Genomic DNA, 21,820 nt, shown 5'->3' with positions numbered 1-21,820 from the left:
ATAGCTTTAAATCAGAGAAAACATTTATGACGGGCAGGAAAACCGTGTCACGGTACAATAACAGGTGAAAAATGCTAAAATGCTTTCAAGCTGCAAAGAACAGTATCTAAGTATGAACTAAGGGTTGTTCGTAAAAGAAAAACTACAACACAACGTAGCCCAGGGCTGAAGCCCTGGGACCGCTGCAAGCGGGCAATAAAAAAGATCCCGGCGTAGAAGCCGGGACCTTTATAACTACATTTTGTAAATCCGATCTTAGTTTGCCGGAGCAGCTGGTGCTTGAGGAGCAGCTGGTGCTTTTTTAGCAGGAGCTTTCTTCTTAGCAGCAGGTTTTTTAGCAGCAGCTTTCTTTTTAGGAGCAGCTTTTTTAGCAGCGGCTTTCTTTTTAGGAGCGGCTTTCTTAGCAGCGGCTTTCTTTTTAGGAGCAGCTTTCTTAGCAGCAGCTTTTTTAGGAGCGGCTTTCTTAGCAGCAGCTTTCTTTTTAGGAGCGGCTTTCTTAGCAGCAGCTTTCTTTTTAGGAGCGGCTTTCTTAGCAGCAGCTTTTTTAGGAGCGGCTTTCTTAGCAGCAGCTTTCTTTTTAGGAGCAGCTTTCTTAGCAGCAGCTTTTTTAGGCGCAGCTTTCTTAGCAGCTGCTTTTTTAATTGTTGCCATTGTTTTTTGAATTTGGGTTAGTAAAAAAATATTGGGTATAAAAAAACTTTATGGCTAACACTGATTAGGCTTCTGCCTGAGCAGTGGTGTCAAATGCTTTAACAGAAACGTAAGTCTTGTTTTCGCGACCTTTTCTGAATTCAACCACACCATCTGCCAATGCGAAAATGGTAAAATCTTTACCTACACCTACGTTTTGACCGGGATGGTAAACGGTGCCTCTCTGACGAACGATGATGTTACCAGAAATAGCAGGCTGACCACCGAAGATTTTTACTCCGAGCCTTTTGCTCTGGGAATCGCGGCCGTTCTTTACACTACCTTCACCTTTTTTATGTGCCATTGTATAATTACTTTAATAATTTGTCTAAATAAAAATAATAAGCTTAAAATGAATTAAGCTATTTCATTGATCCGGATCTTAGTGAAATGGGTACGGTGTCCAACTTTCTTTCTGAAGCCTTTTCTTCTCTTCATTTTGAAAGCGATCACTTTGTCACCTTGCACATGGCTCAGGATCTCTGCCTTTACTACTGATTTTACATCAGTGCCTACGGTCAGTGCACCAGCATTGTCTGTTAACAGTACTTCGGAAAACTCCACTTTGTCTCCAACTTTTCCTTGTAACTGCTGTACAAAAATTTCCTGGTCTTTTTCTACTTTAAATTGCTGACCTGCGATTTTTACAACTGCAAACATAATTATCCAAAATATAATTTCCGCAAAAGTATCAATTGTTTTCCAATTGAACAAAGATTTCCGGCTTTTTTTAATTCATATATGTAAATACGTATTAAAAGCCGGATAAAAACTTAATCTTTTCAAAGATACATACTTTCTTGAATTTTAAATTTTTTTAACAAATTCCGGGCCATCCCGGCCGGCTTTCCGGCAGGACATGACAAAGCGGTAAAAACAGTTATTTTACTGCACAACCCAACACAATTTTATATACTTTTGAATTTTGGATGTTGCGTTTTTGATCGACAGATTTATTGACAAATGGCTGGAAATCCTCCAAAATCAACAAAATCGGCGTATCAAAAAACAAAAAATGAACGTATACTCTCAATTATAAAATAACGGGCATGAAGTTTAAATCACTGCTAGCCAAACCATTTGCTTCTATTGTACACAACAAGATCAAGAAGGAAATGCTCAGGGCGGTGGAAGACCAGGAGGCCATCCTGGAGGAACTGATAAAGACAGGCAAGAAAACGGAGTTCGGAAATGAGCATAAGCTGGATGCGGTGCGTACCCACGAAGAGTTCAGACAAGCTGTGCCAATCAGGGATTATGAGCAGTTCAAACCTTATATAGAACGGATCAAAGAGGGCAAACAGAACGTGTTATGGCGGGGACAGCCTATTTACCTGGCTAAAACTTCCGGTACGACCAGCGGTGTTAAATATATCCCTATTTCCAAAGATTCTATTTCCAATCATATTGATACTGCCCGTAACGCCCTCCTTAATTATATGGGCGAAACCGGCAATACCGCTTTTGCTGACGGGAAAATGATCTTCCTGTCCGGCTCCCCTGAGCTGGAAAGGGTAGGAGGCATTCCCACCGGTCGCCTCAGCGGTATCGTCAATCACCATATTCCCCGTTATCTGCGTACCAATCAATTGCCTTCGTATGAGACAAATTGTATAGATGATTGGGAAACCAAGCTGGACCGGATAGTGGAGGAAACCATCAACCAGGACATGACCCTGATCAGTGGCATACCGCCATGGGTCCAGATGTACTTCGACCGCCTGATGGAACGTAGTGATGGCAGGAAGATCAAAGAGATATTCAAAAATTTTGATGTGATGGTATACGGCGGGGTTAACTTTGAACCTTACCGCGCCAAACTGATGGCTTCTATCGGTCACCCGATCCATACGGTAGAGACATTCCCCGCATCTGAGGGCTTTTTTGCTTTCCAGGATTCCCAGGAACAGGAGGGGCTGTTGCTGAACGCCAACTCCGGTATCTTCTATGAGTTTATTCCGGCACAGGAAATTTTTAATGAAAATCCTACCAGACTGTCGCTCAAAGAAGTGCAAACCGGTGTAAATTACGCTATGATCATCAACAACAACGCCGGATTATGGGGATACAACCTCGGTGATACTGTGAAGTTCATCTCCACCAATCCGTACCGTTTGCTGGTGACCGGCAGGATCAAACACTTTATCTCCGCCTTCGGAGAGCACGTGATCGGGGAAGAAGTGGAATACAGCCTGATGAAAGCCGCTACGGAAGAAAATGTGCATATCACCGAATTTACAGTCGCCCCCATGGTACAGACAAGCGGTGAACTGCCCTACCACGAATGGTTTGTGGAGTTTGAAAACGAACCGAAAGACCTGAAGGCTTTTGCCATGAAAGTAGACCACAACCTGCGTCAGAAAAATATTTATTACAATGACCTTTTGACCGGCAATATTTTACAACCCCTGAAAATAAGGACCGTACGCAAACAAGGCTTCATTGACTATATGAAGGCTATTGGAAAACTAGGCGGCCAGAACAAAGTGCCCCGTCTCAGCAATGACAGAAAGCTGGCCGATGAACTGACCAAATACGTGCAGCCATAATGTAAGATGTGACCACTGTAGCGTTCACATCACTGTGAAAGATTAATAAAGTAAATCACCGTAATGAATAAACGAAAAATTGCCATTTTCGGGTCCACCGGGTCCATTGGTATACAGGCACTGGAGGTGATAGCAGCGCACCCCGACAGATTCAGTGTGGAAGTGCTGACTGCACAACAAAATGCCGACCTCCTGATTGAGCAGGCGTTGAAATTCAAGCCCAACGCGGTTGTGATAGGCAGTGAGGAGAAATATAAACAAGTAAAAGACGTATTATTTGACAAAGGCATTAAGGTGTTTGCCGGCGCCAAAGCCATGGTGGAAGTAGCTTCCTGGAGCTCTATCGACATGGTGCTGGCCGCTATTATGGGTTTTGCCGGACTGGCGCCCACTTTGTCGGCCATCGAACAAGGTACGCCGGTAGCGCTGGCCAACAAGGAAACGTTAGTGGTGGCCGGTGATATCGTGATGGCCACTGCCCGCAGGAAAAACGTGCCCGTTATCCCGGTCGATTCTGAGCATTCCGCTATTTTCCAATGCCTGGTGGGAGAGCCTTTCAGCAAAGTGGAAAAAGTGATCCTGACTGCCTCCGGCGGTCCGTTCCTCGGCAAAAAGCCCAATTTCCTCATCAATGTAAAGAAAGATCACGCCCTGCAACACCCCAACTGGCGGATGGGCGCTAAAATAACGATCGACTGTGCCACCCTGATGAACAAAGGGCTGGAAATGATCGAGGCACGCTGGATGTTTGGTTTACACCCGGAAAACATCGAAGTGGTGATCCATCCGCAGTCCATTATCCACTCCATGGTACAGTTCGTGGACGGCTCCCTCAAAGCCCAGATGGGCCTTCCCGACATGAAACTGCCTATACAGTATGCGCTGGGATATCCTGACCGTCTGGCCAACGAATTTCCGCGGTTTTCGTTCCGGAACTATTCTTCGCTTACGTTTGAACAGCCGGATACCAAGACTTTCCGTAACCTGGCCATCGCCATTGACGCGATGCACAAGGGCGGAAACACGGCCTGCGTGATGAACGCCGCCAACGAAGAAGTGGTGCATGCCTTCCTGCGCAACAGGATCGGGTTCTTGCAGATGACGGAGGTAATTGAGGAAACAATTGCCAAAATTCCGTTCATCGAAACGCCCACGCTGCATGATTACTACGAGTGCGACCAGGCTGCACGTGAACACGCTGCAACCCTTATTAATGCTATCGTTATCTAAAATAACCGTTGAAAATTAACAAATAGTTTTGCCGGAATATCTGTTAAATCCGATATCTTGGGCAGATTAAAGCAGAAACAAGTAAATGACAACAGAGGTAATATTGGTGAAAGCCGGGCAGTTGTTACTGTCACTCTCTATACTGGTCGTATTGCACGAGTTAGGCCACTTTATCCCCGCCAAATTGTTTAAAACAAGGGTAGAAAAGTTCTACCTGTTCTTCGACCCCTGGTTTTCTCTCTTTAAAATAAAAAAAGGGGAAACAGAATATGGTATTGGCTGGCTTCCGCTTGGCGGATATGTGAAAATATCCGGCATGATCGACGAAAGTATGGACAAAGAGGCGATGTCCCTTCCCCCGCAGCCATACGAATTCAGGTCCAAACCCGCCTGGCAGCGGCTGATCATTATGATTGGCGGCGTGACGGTGAACGTGATACTGGCCTTCTTTATTTATGCGATGATCCTGTGGCACTGGGGCGAGAAGTACCTGCCCACAGATGCCGTGAAATATGGTGTTACCGTAGATTCCCTCGGGCAGAGCATTGGTCTGCGCGACGGTGATAAAATCGTCAGCGTAAACCATCAGAAAGTAGAGCAGTTTGGCGCAATCACCGGACAGGTGATCCTGCATGAAGCCAAAAGCATTGAAGTGATACGTGACGGACAGGAACTGAGCATCCCTATTCCGGAAGGGTTTATCCGTTCCCTGCTGAAACAGAAGGAGCCTTTTGCCTACATCCGTTTTCCGTACTACATAGACCGGTTTGAGAAAGGTTCCCTGGCCGAAAAAAGCGGTCTCTTTAAACCCGGCGACCAGATGGTGTCTATCAATGGTCAGGTGCTGCCTTACTTCACCGACTTCGCCAAAGAAATGCGCAAGCATAAAAACGAAGAGGTAAAGATCGGCGTGGTAAGAGGCAAAGACTCGCTGGTGATCCCGGTCAAGCTGGATGAAACGGCCAAGCTGGGCATTTATCCACAGGACCCTGACAAATTCTTTGCTTACAAAACCAAGACCTACACCCTGCTGGAGGCCATCCCGGCCGGTTTCAGCATGAGCGTGGACAAACTGGTGAAATATGTACAGCAGCTGCGCCTGATCTTTGTTTCCAAAGAAGTGAAGGTGAGCGAATCGCTGGGTGGTTTCATGAGCATCGGTAACCTGTTCCCCGAAGCGTGGGACTGGCTGACCTTCTGGGAGATGACGGCTTTCCTGTCCATCATCCTGGCGTTTATGAACATCCTGCCTATTCCGGCGCTTGACGGCGGGCACGTGTTATTCCTCCTGTATGAAATTATTACCGGCCGCAAGCCCAGCGAGAAATTCCTGGAATATGCGCAGATTGCCGGTATGATCGTGCTGTTTGGCCTGCTGCTGCTGGCCAACGGTCTCGACTTCTGGCGGAACATTATCAGCAAATGGTTCTAAATCATATGATTTTATGAAGAGTATGGATTACGGGATTTCCGTAATCCATATTTTTTTCGTATATTTGTGGTTCTAAAAATCGGGGATGCCTGGTTTTGACAGCATAGGTCTTTGAAAGTGTAAGCATGTCGTGCGTTGGATAATTAGCACGTTAATCTGAATATTCAAACTTTAATTGGCGAATCTAACTACGCCATGGCTGCCTAATCAGCGATTAGACACCCATTATAGCCGCCTGGAGTTGTCGCCTTATGCGACTCCCGCCGCTGAATCATCAAACCCATAGGGATAGGTGCTCATGGTTTCTGTGAGTGAGTACTGAAGCTAAACGGATAAGGACAAGGTTGGTTCGTTGTGCCCCTGCCAAGTCCCGACAAATCAATGCATAAATAAGCATGTAGAAAGCTTTTGAGGAATATGTTTGGACGCGGGTTCGATTCCCGCCATCTCCACCGATAAGTGTAAAAGCCGCTATTATAGCGGCTTTTGCATTTTTATAACACGTTATAATTATCTTTCACTACGCTTCCGCGAGTACAGGAAGTGGTTGTGCTTCCACTGTGTCGTTCCTTTCCTCCTTCTCCCTCCATTTCGTCCTCACCAAAAACAAAAACGTAATCACCGCCACCATACCATAAGCCATGCCCAGGGTTGCCTGATTGGTAATGGAGATAGTGTTTACCATCAGAGAGCTTAATATTGAAGTCACCACAGCAAAACCGCCGCCTGTTAAACCGCTTGCCTTGCCTGCATATTGAGGGAAACGGATCAGGCAATATGACATCAGGTTGTTGAAGATAAAACCTGAGGTGCTGTGCAGCAGGAAGACGTAGGTCAACAGCGTATATAGATTGTGGTAGTTGCGTGTCAGCGGTACCATCATGGCTACTACCAACAATTGCGCTACACTGGCCACCATCAGTTTTTTACCCATTGGTTTGTTCACCAGTATTCTTGATATCGTGCCGCCGATCATTACTGATACGCCGGAGAACAACGAACAATACCCTGTTACCGCGGCGGAGAAATGCAACTGTTGTTCGATCAGAAACGGGCTGCACATGCCGTACAGTAATATCATGTCATAGGCCAGTCCGAGTATGATCATGCCAGATGTAAAGTCCGGTGTTTTGACCATGGTGCCATACGCTTGCGTCATTGACCGTAGGCTGAATGGCTGCGCGGCTTTCATCGATTCACCGCCAATGATCAGTTCAATCACAAAGAAGGCCAGGCCGAAATAACCCAGGAACATGAAATTGGAAGACCAGCCCCACGTTGTCTGGAAAAAGCCTCCCAGGAAAGGCGCTACGATTGGTGCAATGGCCCAGATCACCGAGAACATGCTGGTATATTTCTTTAGTGCTTCTCCTTTATAGAGGTCTATAAAAAACGCGCGCTTGCTGATGGCAATGACTGCGACTGTAAACCCTTGTAGTATGCGCATGGCGTAGATCATCTGCAGACTGGTGCTGTAGGCAATGATAAAGCTGGCCGCACTGAATGCCAGTATGGATATCATATTGGGCAGATAGCGGCCGTAGGCGTCAATCAGTCCGCCTACGATCAGTTGTGAGATACCATAGCTGATGATGAAGATTGAAAGTGTAAACTGAATTGAAGCGGGTGAGGCATGTAACTGCACCGCCATATCGGGCAGAGAGGGGATAAATATGTCCATGGCGAATCCTGATAACGGTATCAGGCATAGCGACATAATGGTATTCCAGCCTGCCCTTGATTCTTTGATCGTTCTCATAGTAGTTGCTTTAAATTAGCACTGTAAAGGTAGGACGGCAGGCGACTACCGCGATTACATGCATCAAAGGGATGGTTATATAAATCAAAGGTGGAGATTAGGAGAGCTTCGCGGACGCCGCCGTTTTTGTTCCGAGACGAAACTCCAGGGGTGTTTGGCTGGTGAATTGTTTAAAGTACTTATTGAAATGGGAGGGGTATTCAAAGCCCAGTGCATAGGCGATCTCTGAGATGTTCCAGTTTGTATTGCGCAGTAAGGTCCTTGCTTCGGTGATCACGCGTTCGTGGATAATTTCACGGGTGGTTTTATTTGTATGTTTTTTTACGACGCTGTTCAGATGGTTGACATGCACATGTAGCAGACCGGCGAAGTGGGCCGGTGTTAATAATTTGAGAGGAGCTTCGGGTGAATCTACCGGGAACTGTTGGTTCAGCAAGGCGAGGAAATCTTTCACCAGCCGGTCGCGCCCTGTGGCGGCCGGTGTTTCCCGGCTTTGCTGTAAACGGATGCCTTCGTGAATAACCAGTTGCAGGAGGTGGCGTATCATATCCCATTTTAGCGGATAGTCGGAGTCCTGCAGCATCTGCATTTGCGTAAAGTAGGTGCTTATCCGTTGCCTGTCTTCCTTTGTGATCGGTATCACCGGCATCAGAGAAGGATTGAACAACGGGGAGGCATATTGTACATCAGCGGGGATACATCCTTCGATAAAGGGCGTGTTGAACAGGCAATAAAAGCGGTTGAACGGAATGTTCACTTCTATGGAAGTGGCCACAGCAGGATTGGTAAAAATCAGGCAGCATTGATTGAGCGGTATTTCCTGGTCATTATACAGCAGTATGCCACTAGCCTTGGCCGGTGTCTGGCTCATGCATATTTTGAAATAGTCGCGTCGGTTGAAGGGTGTTTTGCGGGTGGCGGTAAAGGTTTCCCGGACATTAAAATAGGCTTTGCCATAATCGCGGAGAAGTTCTGATGGAATGTCCTGGCCGGTACGAGCGTAAAACTGCACCAGTGATTCAGTGGGAATGAGTTTGTCTGCCATCGTTTTCATCCTTATATAATTCAAAGGTAGCAAATTTAGTGCAGGTTATATACCCGAAAACAGGAACTGCTACCTCATTACCGCCATAAGCCGTAGTTTCAGTGAAGCAATTTTTATTATTTAACCCAAAATCTGTAGCATGAAACATTCTAATGGACTCCGCATTAGCGCTGCAACCTGTTTGGCAGCTTTAACCATCCTTTTTTCTTCCTGTTCAAAGAACGACAAAGACCTGAAAGACCCATCCCCGGTCCCTAATGCAAAAGAAGAGATGACCAATTACCTGGTAAGCCAGGGAGTTGATCAGCAACACATTGTCTTCGACAAAGACCGTGTTGTTATTGAAGGGGATATTATTATCACTGTTCCTGAGCTCAAAAAACGTGTTGAAGATTGGAAAGCGGCACAAAAGTCCGGCGTACCGCAAACAGAACAACGAAGAGGCACCTATATTGTAGGGAATGCCTATAATACCAATATCAAGTTCTTTCTCGATCCTGCTGTACCCACCGTGTGGAGAACAGCGATCCAGGGTGCGGTGAACAATTGGAACGCCGTGAACGGCACCCGTTTGGGAATGTCGATTGTAACCAATCAGGCCGATGCCAACACCCGGGTTTTTATGGGCTATGAAGATGCCAACTGGATCGCCAGGGCCTATCTGCCGGGATCAGACAGCAGACCAGGGGTAAGTGTTGAAATTAATTCCAAATACAACACTATGTCCGCCAGCCAGCAACTGTTTGCCATCACCCATGAATTTGGCCACACGATAGGGTTCCATCACACCAACCAGACCAATGGCACATGGATATCCGGAACACCTACTTCCGATCCGAATTCTGTGATGAATTCCACTGTACTTCCCTGGAACGGATTTACAGCAGGGGATATCAAGGCAACACAGATATTATATCCACAATAACGCAGGTGGGAAGAAGGTCTTTTAGGCTGGCTGAAATTGTTTTCAGCCAGCCTTTTAATTTTCAGATGAACCGCTTATTTCACGCTTTTAAAGAACGCGTCCACTTCCCCGGCCCATTTTGAAAGGTTTTATGGTGGACATACGGTCGTTTTTTTGCAGGTTGTGAATATGTGTTGATAGCTAAAAAAATGACAGTGAATGACAGAACGACTTGTTTCATAGTGATTTATGCTTAATGAAACAAAGATCTAACGGGGAGATGGCAACCTCATGTCAGCAGTAGCCGACCTCAAAAAATAAAAAATCTTTTTAGGAAAGATTAGTATTCCATATTAAAGTTCTGTTATCTGTATAATAAATTTCCCGGGATCCCATGTTGGTACTTATAATTTTCTTATCTTAATGTCCTGTTTGTTAGCTTAACCCTGCTTGCCCATAAACCGTTAATCCTTGTCAGGGAGGGAGCTATACCATATCAAACCGCATTCTTATGGCCTTGTATACCGTCACCACCGTATCTATTGAAGAAGAGCAATTCCGGCAATTCCACTCTTTCCGCCTTGAACAGACTATTTCCGGGCATCACCATTTTGAATTGAAAATAGGCTACGAATGGCTTTCCAAGTCAGGCAATAATCCTATTTCAGCCGGTAAATCATTGTTAGGCAAGGAAATCCGTATCTCCGTCCAACCGGTGGAAGCAGCCGGCGGTTTCCGACCGATGCTGTTTAACGGCATTATTACGGCAGTCAGTGCCGGAAAGGAAGACGACGGCACCAACGGCAGCTGCATCTTCAAAGGCAGCGGTCCGTCCGTATTACTGGACGCGGACCCGCACATCCGGGCATATGAGCAACAGGACCTTTCCGCCATCGTTAACACCGTGCTGAAAGCCTGTAACCCTTTTGCCAGCCGCCCGGAAGTAAAGCCCGCCACCAGCAGGCAGCTGAAGTACATCGTGCAGTATAAGGAAACGGGTTTCAACTTCCTGCATCGCCTGTCGCAGCGATACGGCGAATGGTTTTTCTACAACGGCCAGCAGCTGATCTTCGGACAGTATACCCCGCAGAAAACCACGCTGGTGCACCAGGTAGACCTGATCAGCTTTGATCTGGAACTGCAGATAAAGCCCAACAACCAGGCCACTAACGGGTACGATTACCGCCAGTACCAGATAGTAGACGACGGCACCCAGCAGAAGACGGCAGGTAAAACAGATCCGTATACAGATCATACACAGTCCCTGAGCGAGAAATTATACCATCAGGCGTCACTTTATAAAATACCATTTGCGTTTACCAGCAATGCGAAAGCAGAGATGGATGAACTCACCCTGCGTCAGAAAAAGGCACGGATGGCACAGATGGTGCGTATCAAAGGACGCAGCAAAAACACCAGCCTGCGGCTGGGCGATACCATCGAAATACAGGAAAGCGTGCTGTCCAGCGCTACACATGGCGAGTTTATGATCACTTCGCTGGAACATCACTGTAACGGCAACGGCGACTATTACAACCTGTTTGAGGGCATTCCTGCTGCGGCAGCGGCGCCCGACCTGGAACTGGGGTATGTGCCTTACTGTGAGGCCCAGAGCGCCGTGGTGACAGACAATTTCGATCCTAAAGGACTGGGCCGCATCAGGGTGCGGTTCAACTGGCAGAAAGGACAGACACCGTGGATACGCCTCATGCAGCCTCACGGCGGCGCCGATAAAGGGTTTTACTTTATCCCTGAAGTGGGAGAGGAGGTGTGGGTGGACTTCGAAAACGGTAACGCCGAAGCGCCTTATGCCATTGCAGCGGCCTATAACGGTAACGCCAAAACGGGCTACGGCGATGCGCAGAACAACCTCAAAGTCATCAAAACACGCAGCGGTCACACTATCCGGCTGGATGACACTACCGGACAGGAAAGCATCACCATCCTCGATAAAGGCGGCAACATTGTAGTGCTGGACACCAACGGCAGAAACATCACCATTACCGCCCCCGAAAATATTAAGATCAACGCCCGGAATATTATCATGGACGCCCGCGAACGCGTGGATGTAAACGCCGGCACCAATATGACACACGTCGCCGGTATGAACATGAGTCAGATAGCTGGTATGAACATCCTCCACAATGCCGGTGATTCCATGAACCAGTTTTCGGTAAATGACTATAAACTTACTGCTACCAATATCACCAAAATAGCCATGGAAGGGATGGATGTACAGGCAAAGAAAATTGAAAAAACAGCGGAACAGATAAAAGTGGAAAGTTCAAAAGATGAGATGACCTTTAATTCCGGTAAATCGGTAGAGGTAAAAAGCGCAGAGAAATCAAAATTGTTCTGATATCCCATCCACCATCTTTAAATTGAAAACCAATGGGAGAGAAAAATTCAGGTAACATCGTCCTGATCTCCAAAAAATATACGGAAAACGGCGAAGGCGTGCGCTGGAACAGCAGTGCGGAAACCACGCTCAACGCCGCCAAACACGTAAAAATGCACGGCCAGGAGTCTGGTGTGCGCTTCGGTACCTACGAGGCCACGCAGAAAAACACGCTGCTGGTGAAAAAAGTGGAAGGCCCCTTTGATGAAGACGGTAAACTGGTGACCGTGATGTACAAGGAAAAATGGTACACCTTTAAAGCATCACAATTCAGCCGCAAGCCTACTGAGAAGGAGCTGCAACAAGTGCAATGGTCCAAGCAACTGGACGACCAGCCTATTGCACATATCCACACCGGAGGGACCGTCAAAGACGGGACGGTGCAGATTCAGTATAAAGTCAACGCACATACGCCCGTACAGCAGACGAAGATATTTGCCTATTTCCAGCGGCCAACCAAGACCGTGAGTGTAGGCGCCACCGTTAAAGAGACGGAGCCGGTGATATTATTTGTGAACGGGTATTGGAACAAAGACGTGCCTTACGCCGGACCGGATGCCGGTGAGCAATACTGGGGCAGAGGGTTCCGGGCAGCCGCTAAAAAATACTTCACCGCCCAGAAAGAACTTTTTATCAACGGGTCCAATACCATGTTTTCTTCCGGAAAGCTGCGGTTCAACGAAGGGAGAAAACTTGCCCTCGAGAGATTTAATAATCCGAAGTCTAATTTTTACCAGGCTGTTTTTAAAGAGAAAGGAGGCGACGACCAGTTCCTGACGCCTGTGTGCGTGGTGTCGCATAGTATGGGCGCCGCTTACGCAGAAGGCATTGTGAGCGTGTTAAAAGAAAAAGGCGTGCCTGTAAAAAAGGTGGCGCACTTCTCTCCGGCCGATGCCAGCGACTTTTCTGTTAATATTCCCGCCCGAACCTTCCAGATCGATATCAGCGTAGATCCTGTACTGACATTTAAAAATATGAACGACAGCCTTTTTATAAAAGGCATCGTGCTGGCAGGTCAGGTAGAGAATCCCGCTAAGGATGTCTACGGACATATGTACACGAAAACAGCAGCTTACGTATGGGACTGGCTGGAAGACCTGGAAACGATACAGCTCAGCTATACCGGAATGGTAGAGGTGACAGAAGCGGTGCCCAGCCTGGGGGGCGGAGCTATGGCCGTTACACATCAAAAAAAGAAACAGTATCATGCCTCCAACAATAAAAAAGGCACCCAATTTCGGATATTGAAGACTAAAGATGGCCGATATAAACACTTTCAGGGAAATGATTATGTAAATTGGTAACTTATTGATCCATATCTGGTTTTAAAAAAGAAAGCATAATGGCCCTCCGCAAAAAGCATAAAATACTGATTTTCGTTTCCGTCCTCATTGTGGCAATTGTTGGCGTTTTATATTACTATGGTTTTGCTATCGTGTTGTGGATGTTTACGCCACCGGTAAGTAAGTTGCAGCCTAAAGAAAAACAATATATTGATTCGCTGCGTACTGTTTATAACTGTCGGTCTATTTGGAGGGAACCTAAATACTTTATGAATGATACTTCCAAAAAAGATGAATACTTTATTATTATGACGTTTGCTAAAAGCCCGGCCGGGCTGGAAACAGATAGTCTCCAACAAGACAGTCTCAGGCGGGAAGCATTTAAAATCGCTCATCATGCCTATTTCGATATAATGGACAAGAGCCCCAAGTTTCCCGGCTACGGTGTGAGTTTTTCTTATGGTGACCTCATGAGGAGTTATGATTTCGAATTCAAAACCGGAGAACTGGAAGATACTTCCAACAACCATATCGGTCATTAATGCTGTAAAAAAGTATGGCCTTCTTCTCTTTTAAAAAACCATTGGCTGATAGCCCAGGCTGGCAATTAACGCCGGCCCAGCCTCCCTGTATCCATGCCGTTACCATTGTCTTTGAAACAGCGCAGCCGCAGACGGTCCGGTACAATGCCACCGTACAGCGGATGAGCAATCCCAAAGACACCTCACAGGTTTTTTTCAGTATCACGCGAACGGATGTACTTATCAACGGTTCACCGGCAGATGATTACCTGGCCGGAGACCTGGCCGCCCAATGTGGCAGCGTGGTGTATCCGCTGCAGGTGAAGTTGGAGCATGGCGGCCGTATCGCCGCTGTGGCCAATTACAAGGAGATACTGCAACGATGGACCGTCAAAAAGGAAAAGCTGGAACAGTATTACACCGGGGAGATCGCAGAGTCTTATATACAACATACAGATGCCACGCTGCGCGATGCGGAAGCTTTGCGGAAAACCTTGTCCGGGGACATTTTCCTGGGCATGTATTTTCCCTTGTTGTTTGCCAACTATAAAACACAACGGGAGATGGAATATCCTGTGGTCCCTTTCTCCGCGCCGGTGACATTCGATATTCAACAGGAAAGAACGCCTTTCGGCAGTATACCGGATGTAATTACACAGAAAGGTATTTTGTCGGCCGGCGCATCGCCGGCATATAGCCGCGGCCTGATCGATGTGACCTGTACCCTGACACCTACCCGTAATTATGTGCAGCAGTTAAAAGGGAAATGGGAGATCAACGAAGGTACCCAACAACATCAGATATCTGTCAGTATTGTTTGTCTGGAAGAGCATACTGTCAACAAGAAATAAAATTGTTTGTAATTAATCAGGTAGTAACATGGCTGATAAACATTTTGTAGTGCAGGGAGCCACCTGTCGTTGTAAGTTTGGAAGCTCCATTGACAAATTGAAGGTGACCGGTAATGAAAAGGATTATATCAATGACAACGATGGTAATTCGAAACCTATTGCCAGCACCAAAGACCTGGGGAAACCTTTTGAGGCGGGGACCTTTGGTAACTGCTCTATCACCAAAGGGGCTTGCAGTCCAGGTGTTACTGCATGGAAAGATTTTTACGAAAAAGTAACCCTTACCAATGGCGGTAAAATCCTGACGGAAAGCAGTACCGCGGCCTGTGCTACCGGCGGCCCTGGTTCCATCACCATTGAACATCACGGACAGCAGGCTGCTGTATCACAGGCGCATTTCGACAAGGTGGAGGTAGAGAGCCTTTCTGTGCTGAACCCGATGGCGCCCAAGCCTGATTCCAAAAAAGAAAAGCCGCAGGTAAAACAGATCAAGGTAAAATTAGATAAGCGTATACCGCCTGAGCTGATGAGTGCTTCCGGGAAATCGGCCCCGGTGCCGGTGTTGCGCACCAGGCCTAATGAATCGCTGAAGTTTGAAGTAGTCAGTTACTATAACGCCGCCAAGGCGGATAAAGATAAAGTGGGATGGAAGGTAAGCGGCGGCAGTGCCCAGGTGTTTGAAGAGATAGGCCCTTCGTTCAGCATGAACTTCGATGAAACGGGCAGCTATCGTGTGATGGCTTTCGGCAATCCTGAGGCGCAGGATGATGTACGTTGTGCCATTGACGTGTCTGTGGTGCATAACCAGCTGGCAGAGGAACTGGAGCTGGGTGCAGGCATGGGCCGCGTCATTCCCGGTTTGCCGGGAAAAAATGCTAAACCGGAGCAATACCGTGTGCGTAGGGGCGTACCTGTTACTGTCAGCGCGAAGTATGAGATGTCACCGGCTACGGATGAAGAGAAAAAGCGTGTATTCATGAAGGTGACTGATGCGGCCGGCAATACCATTGCAGGCCCCACAGACCCCGGTACGGATACAATTACCTTTACGCCGGCCAATACCGCCGCTACCTATACCGTGACGGCCACTATGCTGCCTGCCACGGAAGAAGGATCTCCGCAGGAAGTCAGCAAGGAGATGGTATCTGAAGCCAATAGCGTGGTGAGCGTCACCAACGATCAGGGCACGCATGTGGTGCGCCCCGGCACGACCATGAGTTTTAAAGTAAGTAAGATGTCTTACGCCACGCCGGCGCAGGACTTTGAACAGGCGGCCATCAAATGGCAGCTCAACGGCAAGGAGGTGGGAAGTGGTGCATCGCTGTCGCTGGACGGCAACACTTATTTTGCCGCTCCCGGCAGTTATGTGGTGGAGGCATATGTATCCCATGCCGATGCGTGGGACAGTAAGAAGGGTAAGCCCAGCGCAGGCGCTGCCAAATCGGAAGATGACTGGTGTTTTGACGTAAAACACAACGAAATAACAGCTATCCGCGTTAAAAACGGGGATACCCAATGGGTGGTAGGTAAGCGCTATACGTTGACCGCCGATTTGCTGATGCCCTATGACCAGGCGAAGGACGGGCCCATTACCTGGGCGCCTGCCGGAGGAGACGGCGCTACCCGTGACGGCATCTACGCACCTGCTAAAGGAAAGTTCGTGGTAACCGCCCAACTGCGGGGATCTTCCAAGAAGCTCGATATCAATGCCGACCTAGCGGAGGTGACCCGTTGGTGTTTTACGGACGCGGAGGACAAGTATAAAGCGAAGGCCGGATGGAATGAAACCATCAAGGCGCTGATCGTCAGTCCACAGTCTGCCGGCGTATCGGTGAACCTGCATGTACTGGAATCCGACGGAGGAGATGATTTTAACTATATCAAGGACCTGGGCAACGTCGCTTTCGACGCTAAAGGAGAAGCCCGGCTGGATGTTAAAACCAACGACCTGAAGGAAAAACTGCAGGCATTATGGTGGCAGGGCGATTATTACAAAGTCCTCTTTGGTGTACTGCAAAAGCCCGACGGGATACAGTTCCAGGGGATGAAAACGATTGTCTCCGATGGAAAGAAGTTCTGGTTCCCGGTGAAGCCCAGCCGTCTCACCGATAATGAAAAAGGTAATTTTATTTATATCAACAAAAAACCGGAGATCGTTAGTGTGTCTTTCTTTGACAGTACCAACTATCCGGCGTACAAAGTTTACCCCTACGGAGAGAAAATAAGGATCCATATACAAACCAAAAACCTGGCGGGCGAAGAACTGATATTCCAGTTGTGGGAAAACAAGTATAAGGCAGAAGATAAGCTGGTGCAGCAGTCTAAGTTCAAGGTGAAAGACAACGAAACGCTGCCTATTGACCTTGATACAGCTAAACTGAAGTCAGGCGTGGCAGCACTGGATAATATGCTGCGTAATTTCTACGTGGTGCTGCGGCATGAAAAAAGCAAGGACAATGAAACGATAGTCAATTATATGTTTCCCGAAAAAGTGGCCGATGCCAATGCGTACAACCCGGGCGACGTGAATTTCTACCATCACATCAAATTGTCCGCCTTGCTGGCAGATAAACTGAACGATGCTGCCAGGCCCATAGCCCCGGCGGTGCTTGGGGAACCCATGGAAAGGGCCGTCACAGAGTGTCTCTGCAAAAAATATGACCTGGTATGGGGAAATAAGGTGAGTTGCGAATTCCGGAAGAAAGTGGTACAGATTGCAGCCAAGCTGGGCCTGCCAACCAAAGACAATGAAGGCGCCAACTGGCTGATGACGGTCATGGCGCTGGAAACGGGCAGGACTTTCAGCCCTACCTGCGGTACCTTTGCCAAACATAAAGATGACTCCAAAAACGGTTACGTGGGATTGGTGCAAATCGGTAAAGCGGCCGCCCAGGACCTTGGCGTGCTGCGTTCTGAGCTCATCAAGCTGACAGCAGAGCAGCAGCTCGACTATGTGGAGAAATTCCTCACCAAAAATAAAAGCAAGTTCAAATCCAAAACGGACCTCTATCTGGCCATCAACTATCCTGCTGCCTGCGGTCACGGTGATGAACCTGATTATGTGGTGTATGACAGCAGCAATGCCGCTTATGACGATAACCCGTTATTCAAACGGGAACCTACTGAGTACTGGATAGATAAAAAGGGAAAGAAACATTATTATACCGGTCAGCAGGGCTCCTCCAAAGTGTGGGAGTTTGAAGCGGCGATCAATGATATCTACAATGAAGGAAAGGCGCAAAAGGCCACAGACTTCAGCTGCCAGCAGAAGGCCAGTGCTTTTGAGGCCAAAGAGATCGTTACCTACCATATCTTTGCAGATGGCCGTCTGGAAAGGCATGTGCCCAAAGAGATCAAGGAGGAGTACAAGAAAAAGTACAAATATGTTTACCATGATAAAAATTCCAAGGAACATATTCTGGGATTATTTAACTTTAAAACCATTGACAATAATTACGGCGCCAATTACGGCGGTGCCACCGTTGATCTGATAGATATCAGGGAGTTGAAGGATTACGCCAGCGGTGATGTGAAATTCAAGTTAACGTTGAACACCGTACGTAATTTTGTGAATGATAAAACGCTCGGCAGCCTGCTGGGCGCTTTGCTGGAATGCGGTTATGAAGATTATACCTTCAACGGGTTTAGTCATGCAGATGGCAGCTCCGCACCCAGCGTATCACATAAAAACGGCTACAATGGCGACTTACGTTATCTTCGTACCGATAAGGCCATTGCCAGGCTGAACCTGTTTTCTGATTCCGAAACAGAAGGCTGGAAAGCACTGGATACAGACAGGCAAACCAAATTTAATGACGCATTGTACAAATTTGGCTGGAAGAGCATGTTGTCGCAGACATATAACGAGGACAAAATTTTGAATCATTGTTCTCCCGACCCGGACGGGCATCATAATGACCACTTACACGTACAAGAGTACAGCCCTAATTATAAAGAAGTAAAAGAATGAGAAAGTTACTATCGTTATTAATTCTCCTGTATGCCTGCAACGGAGCGGTGCAAAATAAAGCAGCTGCTGACAGTACGGTAACAACCGTAAAGACCGACAGTGCGGCTGTTGTGGCGGCTCCTGCCACTAAACAACTAAAAGTGGAAGTGACGGGCATTACCCAACAGGAGTTTGATCAATATAAGAGCGCCTACCATAACCAGATAGAATGTGATTCACTGAAGTTCCCGGTGGTAAATGGCCAGATCACCATTACCACAGATGGCGGAAAGGTGGTGTTAAAAAACAACCCGGGCGTGCCACATGATGAAGACCGCCTGGATTACCATTATGCCGGATATCTGCAACCATTGAACAGATACCTGGTGCAAGTGAACGGGTATGAACACGGTTATTGCCTCGCCATAGATAAAGCCACCGGAAAGCAGGACACGCTGAGCGATATGCCGGCAGTATCGCCAGACGGCAAATTGATATTATGCAGTAAGTCCAATCCATATGAGGAGTATGAGCATATTCCTCCGCCAACGCAGGATATCACCATCTATACAGTTGAAAACAACGTCATTAAAAAAGCATTTCTGCAGCCTTACCGCTGGCTGGAAAAGGAATTGTACTGGAAAGACAATCATACCGTTTATGTCAAATCCACCCGCGGCGAAGCGGCGAATGCCCCTGTGGATTATCTGCAGCTGGTGGTAACAACCGGAACGGATACACGTCCGGCAGCCGGGACGGCTGTCAGCGCCGCCTGGAAAGGCACTTATTCAACGGTACTGAACAAGGACAGCAAAGATTCCAGGGACCATATCAATGTGGAACTTAAAGTGGATGGCGATTCTGTGATCTATACAGAAAGCGGGTTTCAGGTATACAGTAAATACGCGCTTACCGGCACTGAAAAAGATGGCATGCTGTCATTCGCCTTTAAAAAAGTATTGGATGGTGGAAGTGCCGTGCTGGAAAAGGAAAACCGGTTTGGGTACGTACGGAAAGAAAACGGAAAATACGTTTTGGAGTGCCCTTATCTGGATGTAAGGACAGGCGCCACAAAAAAGGAGATTTATCCATTGGATAAGAAGTAGCGGACATACGGATAAAATATTTGTGAGAGTAATAGCATGTAAATATTCCTTATATTCACTCTATTCCTTTCAATCAAAATAACTATCTTTTATGTTACCCTATAATGCCATCTTCAAAACGCTACTGCTGTCTGTTTTCAGTGTACCGCTGTGTTCATTTGCGCAGCAACGTGATACCATCAGATACTCTCTCATTTTAACAGGAAATATCAAAGGTGAAAAAAAGGTGATTGAAACGTCGCCCGGAACGTTTGAAACCTGGTACCAGTACAATGATCGTGGCAGGGGTGACAGCCTGCATACTATCTATCGCCAGGATAATGAGGGTTTTCCTACCTACGTGCGTGCGGTCGGAAAAGACTACTATAAAAAGCCGATATCGGAAGACTTCCTGCTGGCAGACGGTGTGGCCAAATGGAAAAACACCGCTGAAAATGAAACCCAGGCAGTCTCCGGGAAGGCCTTCTATGTCTGCCTCAATGGTGAGAGCGGAAATATTATCAAGGCGATGAAAGCCAATCAAAACAAAGTTAAATTACTGCCCTTTGGGGAAGCCTCGATGGAAGTAGTGTTACAGCATAAGGCGGGCGACCGCCAACTGCAGCTTTGTAAAATTTCAGGACTGTCTTATACGCCGGAATATATCTGGGCGGACGACCACGACGAGACATTTGGATATATAGGGGATTGGTTTGCGATGGTCCCTAAGGGTTATGAAACATATGTAAAGGAGCTGTTGGCAGAACAGAAAAAAATTGAGCGGCAGCAGGACAACCGGCTGGCCAAAGAGATACCGGAGAAAGTGGCGGGAAATATTCTGATACGCAACGTGACGCTTTTTGATGCGGAAAAAGCCCGGCTGCTGCCACGTACAGATGTGCTGATAAGGGAAGGAAAGATCAGGGAGGTATCAGTAGGAAAAGCCATTAAGGCAAAAGCCGACAGGATCGTGGATGGCAGCGGGCAAACATTGCTGCCCGGTTTCTGGGACATGCACGTACATCTCGGCGACGGTCCTGAAGGCATTATGCACGTCGCTGCCGGCGTAACCCACGTGCGCGACATGGGCAACGATACCACCCTGTTGGACCTCAGAAAAGAAATTGACAACGGTGAACTGATAGGACCACACCTGGAAGTCATCAGCGGACTGATTGACGGCGCCGGTCCGATGGCGGCGCCTACCGGTATATTGATCAACAATGTTGAAGAAGGCAAACGGTTTATCCGCATGTTTGCCGACAAGGGGTATGACCAGATCAAGTTTTACAGTTCCATTAAGCCGGAATGGCTGAAGCCACTAATAGCGGAGGCAAAGAAGTACCATATGCGTGTATGTGGTCATATCCCTGCTTTTATGACGGCAGCGAAGGCCATAGATGCCGGCTATGATGAAGTGACGCATATGAACATGCTTCTGCTCAACTTCTTCGGTGATACCATCGACACCCGTACGCCGCAACGGTTTGCTATCCCAGCGCAAAGGGCGGCGTCATTGGATTTGAACAGCCCGCAGGTGAAACAGTTCATCGCCCTGATGAAAGCCCGTAATATCGCCTCTGACCCCACACTGGTGGCATTTGAGCCGATGTTGACCGGCAGGGAGGGCGTACTGGAAGAAAAAAATAAAGACATCATCACTCATTTCCCGTTGCAGGTGCAACGCAGCATGCGCGCAGGAGGCCAGGGCATACCTGTTCCGCCGGGCATGGACTCTACTTATATTCAGTCCTTCGCCGCCTTTTTGAAGCTGACGAAGCTGCTGTATGACAACGGCATCCGGATTGTTGCCGGTACAGACGGTACGGCGGGATTTGACTACCAGCGGGAGCTGGAACTATATGTGAAAGCAGGTATTCCGGCTGAGAAGGTATTACAGCTGGCCACCTTCGGCACGGCGGTATACACCGGGAAAAGTAAAGACCTGGGAAGCATTAAAGCGGGGAAAACAGCAGACATGGTACTTGTGGCCGGAGACCCGGTGAAGAATATCAGTAATGTCAGGAAAACGAAACTTGTTATCAAGAACGGCGTGATCTATGATCCTGCTAAGTTGTACAAAGCCATTTCGGTGGTGCCGTTTTAGTGTATGTTAAGGATACT

At 47.6% G+C, this 21,820-nt stretch carries 16 protein-coding genes and 1 other RNA gene; 12 read left to right on the top strand and 5 right to left on the bottom strand.

Annotated features, from left to right (window positions below):
- Nucleotides 1-255: 255 nt before the first annotated feature.
- The 3 genes from HGH92_RS04660 to rplU all read right to left on the bottom strand — a co-directional run bounded on the left by HGH92_RS04660 (nt 256) and on the right by rplU (nt 1,350).
- Nucleotides 256-651, bottom strand: coding sequence for a hypothetical protein (locus HGH92_RS04660; protein WP_188103555.1), 396 nt, complete (start codon nt 649-651; stop codon nt 256-258).
- Nucleotides 652-715: 64 nt separating this feature from the next.
- Entirely contained in the window at nt 716-994 is a 279-nt protein-coding gene (gene rpmA / locus HGH92_RS04655; protein WP_078672044.1) for a 50S ribosomal protein L27, read from the bottom strand.
- A 53-nt stretch (nt 995-1,047) separates the two neighbouring features.
- Nucleotides 1,048-1,350: a 50S ribosomal protein L21 gene (gene rplU / locus HGH92_RS04650; protein ID WP_168811125.1), complete on the bottom strand. Its 303-nt coding sequence runs from the start codon at nt 1,348-1,350 to the stop codon at nt 1,048-1,050.
- Between the two features lie 389 nt (nt 1,351-1,739).
- Between rplU and HGH92_RS04645 the strand changes: the two genes are divergently transcribed.
- The 4 genes from HGH92_RS04645 to ssrA all read left to right on the top strand — a co-directional run bounded on the left by HGH92_RS04645 (nt 1,740) and on the right by ssrA (nt 6,356).
- A complete protein-coding gene (locus HGH92_RS04645) occupies nt 1,740-3,239 on the top strand; it encodes a GH3 auxin-responsive promoter family protein (RefSeq protein WP_168869583.1) in 1,500 nt (499 codons plus the stop codon).
- Nucleotides 3,240-3,302: 63 nt separating this feature from the next.
- Nucleotides 3,303-4,469, top strand: coding sequence for a 1-deoxy-D-xylulose-5-phosphate reductoisomerase (locus HGH92_RS04640; protein WP_211092534.1), 1,167 nt, complete (start codon nt 3,303-3,305; stop codon nt 4,467-4,469).
- A gap of 85 nt (nt 4,470-4,554) precedes the next feature.
- A complete protein-coding gene (gene rseP / locus HGH92_RS04635) occupies nt 4,555-5,901 on the top strand; it encodes an RIP metalloprotease RseP (RefSeq protein ID WP_168869582.1) in 1,347 nt (448 codons plus the stop codon).
- Nucleotides 5,902-5,982: 81 nt separating this feature from the next.
- Nucleotides 5,983-6,356, top strand: a transfer-messenger RNA (tmRNA) gene (gene ssrA / locus HGH92_RS04630).
- A gap of 65 nt (nt 6,357-6,421) precedes the next feature.
- On the opposite strand, the gene HGH92_RS04625 is transcribed toward ssrA, so the two are convergent.
- A complete protein-coding gene (locus tag HGH92_RS04625; RefSeq protein ID WP_168869581.1) occupies nt 6,422-7,660 on the bottom strand; it encodes an MFS transporter in 1,239 nt (412 codons plus the stop codon).
- Between the two features lie 97 nt (nt 7,661-7,757).
- The gene (locus tag HGH92_RS04620) at nt 7,758-8,714 is read right to left on the bottom strand and encodes a helix-turn-helix domain-containing protein (protein ID WP_168869580.1); all 957 of its coding nucleotides are present in this window, start codon (nt 8,712-8,714) and stop codon (nt 7,758-7,760) included.
- Nucleotides 8,715-8,844: 130 nt separating this feature from the next.
- Between HGH92_RS04620 and HGH92_RS04615 the strand changes: the two genes are divergently transcribed.
- The 8 genes from HGH92_RS04615 to HGH92_RS04580 all read left to right on the top strand — a co-directional run bounded on the left by HGH92_RS04615 (nt 8,845) and on the right by HGH92_RS04580 (nt 21,803).
- Nucleotides 8,845-9,630, top strand: coding sequence for a M57 family metalloprotease (locus HGH92_RS04615; RefSeq protein WP_168869579.1), 786 nt, complete (start codon nt 8,845-8,847; stop codon nt 9,628-9,630).
- 490 nt (nt 9,631-10,120) lie between these two features.
- Nucleotides 10,121-11,968, top strand: a complete 1,848-nt coding sequence (locus tag HGH92_RS04610) for a type VI secretion system Vgr family protein (protein ID WP_168869578.1) — start codon at nt 10,121-10,123, stop codon at nt 11,966-11,968.
- A 32-nt stretch (nt 11,969-12,000) separates the two neighbouring features.
- A complete protein-coding gene (locus tag HGH92_RS04605) occupies nt 12,001-13,311 on the top strand; it encodes a hypothetical protein (RefSeq protein WP_168869577.1) in 1,311 nt (436 codons plus the stop codon).
- Nucleotides 13,312-13,349: 38 nt separating this feature from the next.
- Nucleotides 13,350-13,832: a hypothetical protein gene (locus tag HGH92_RS04600; protein ID WP_168869576.1), complete on the top strand. Its 483-nt coding sequence runs from the start codon at nt 13,350-13,352 to the stop codon at nt 13,830-13,832.
- A gap of 14 nt (nt 13,833-13,846) precedes the next feature.
- Complete coding sequence (locus tag HGH92_RS04595; protein WP_168869575.1) at nt 13,847-14,662, top strand: hypothetical protein; 816 nt, start codon at nt 13,847-13,849, stop codon at nt 14,660-14,662.
- Between the two features lie 28 nt (nt 14,663-14,690).
- Entirely contained in the window at nt 14,691-18,632 is a 3,942-nt protein-coding gene (locus HGH92_RS04590; protein WP_168869574.1) for a DUF4280 domain-containing protein, read from the top strand.
- Nucleotides 18,629-19,717 carry a hypothetical protein gene (locus HGH92_RS04585; protein WP_168869573.1) on the top strand — a complete coding sequence of 363 codons (1,089 nt, stop codon included), beginning with the start codon at nt 18,629-18,631 and terminating at the stop codon, nt 19,715-19,717. Before HGH92_RS04590 ends, HGH92_RS04585 begins: the two co-directional genes overlap by 4 nt.
- Before the next feature lie 91 nt (nt 19,718-19,808).
- A complete protein-coding gene (locus tag HGH92_RS04580; protein WP_168869572.1) occupies nt 19,809-21,803 on the top strand; it encodes an amidohydrolase family protein in 1,995 nt (664 codons plus the stop codon).
- Nucleotides 21,804-21,820: the final 17 nt, after the last annotated feature.

This window comes from Chitinophaga varians (genome assembly GCF_012641275.1).
In the GTDB taxonomy this organism is placed as follows: Bacteria; Bacteroidota; Bacteroidia; order Chitinophagales; family Chitinophagaceae; genus Chitinophaga; species Chitinophaga varians_A.
Note: the sequence above shows the minus strand (reverse complement) of the source record. Positions and strands in the feature narration are given on the sequence as shown.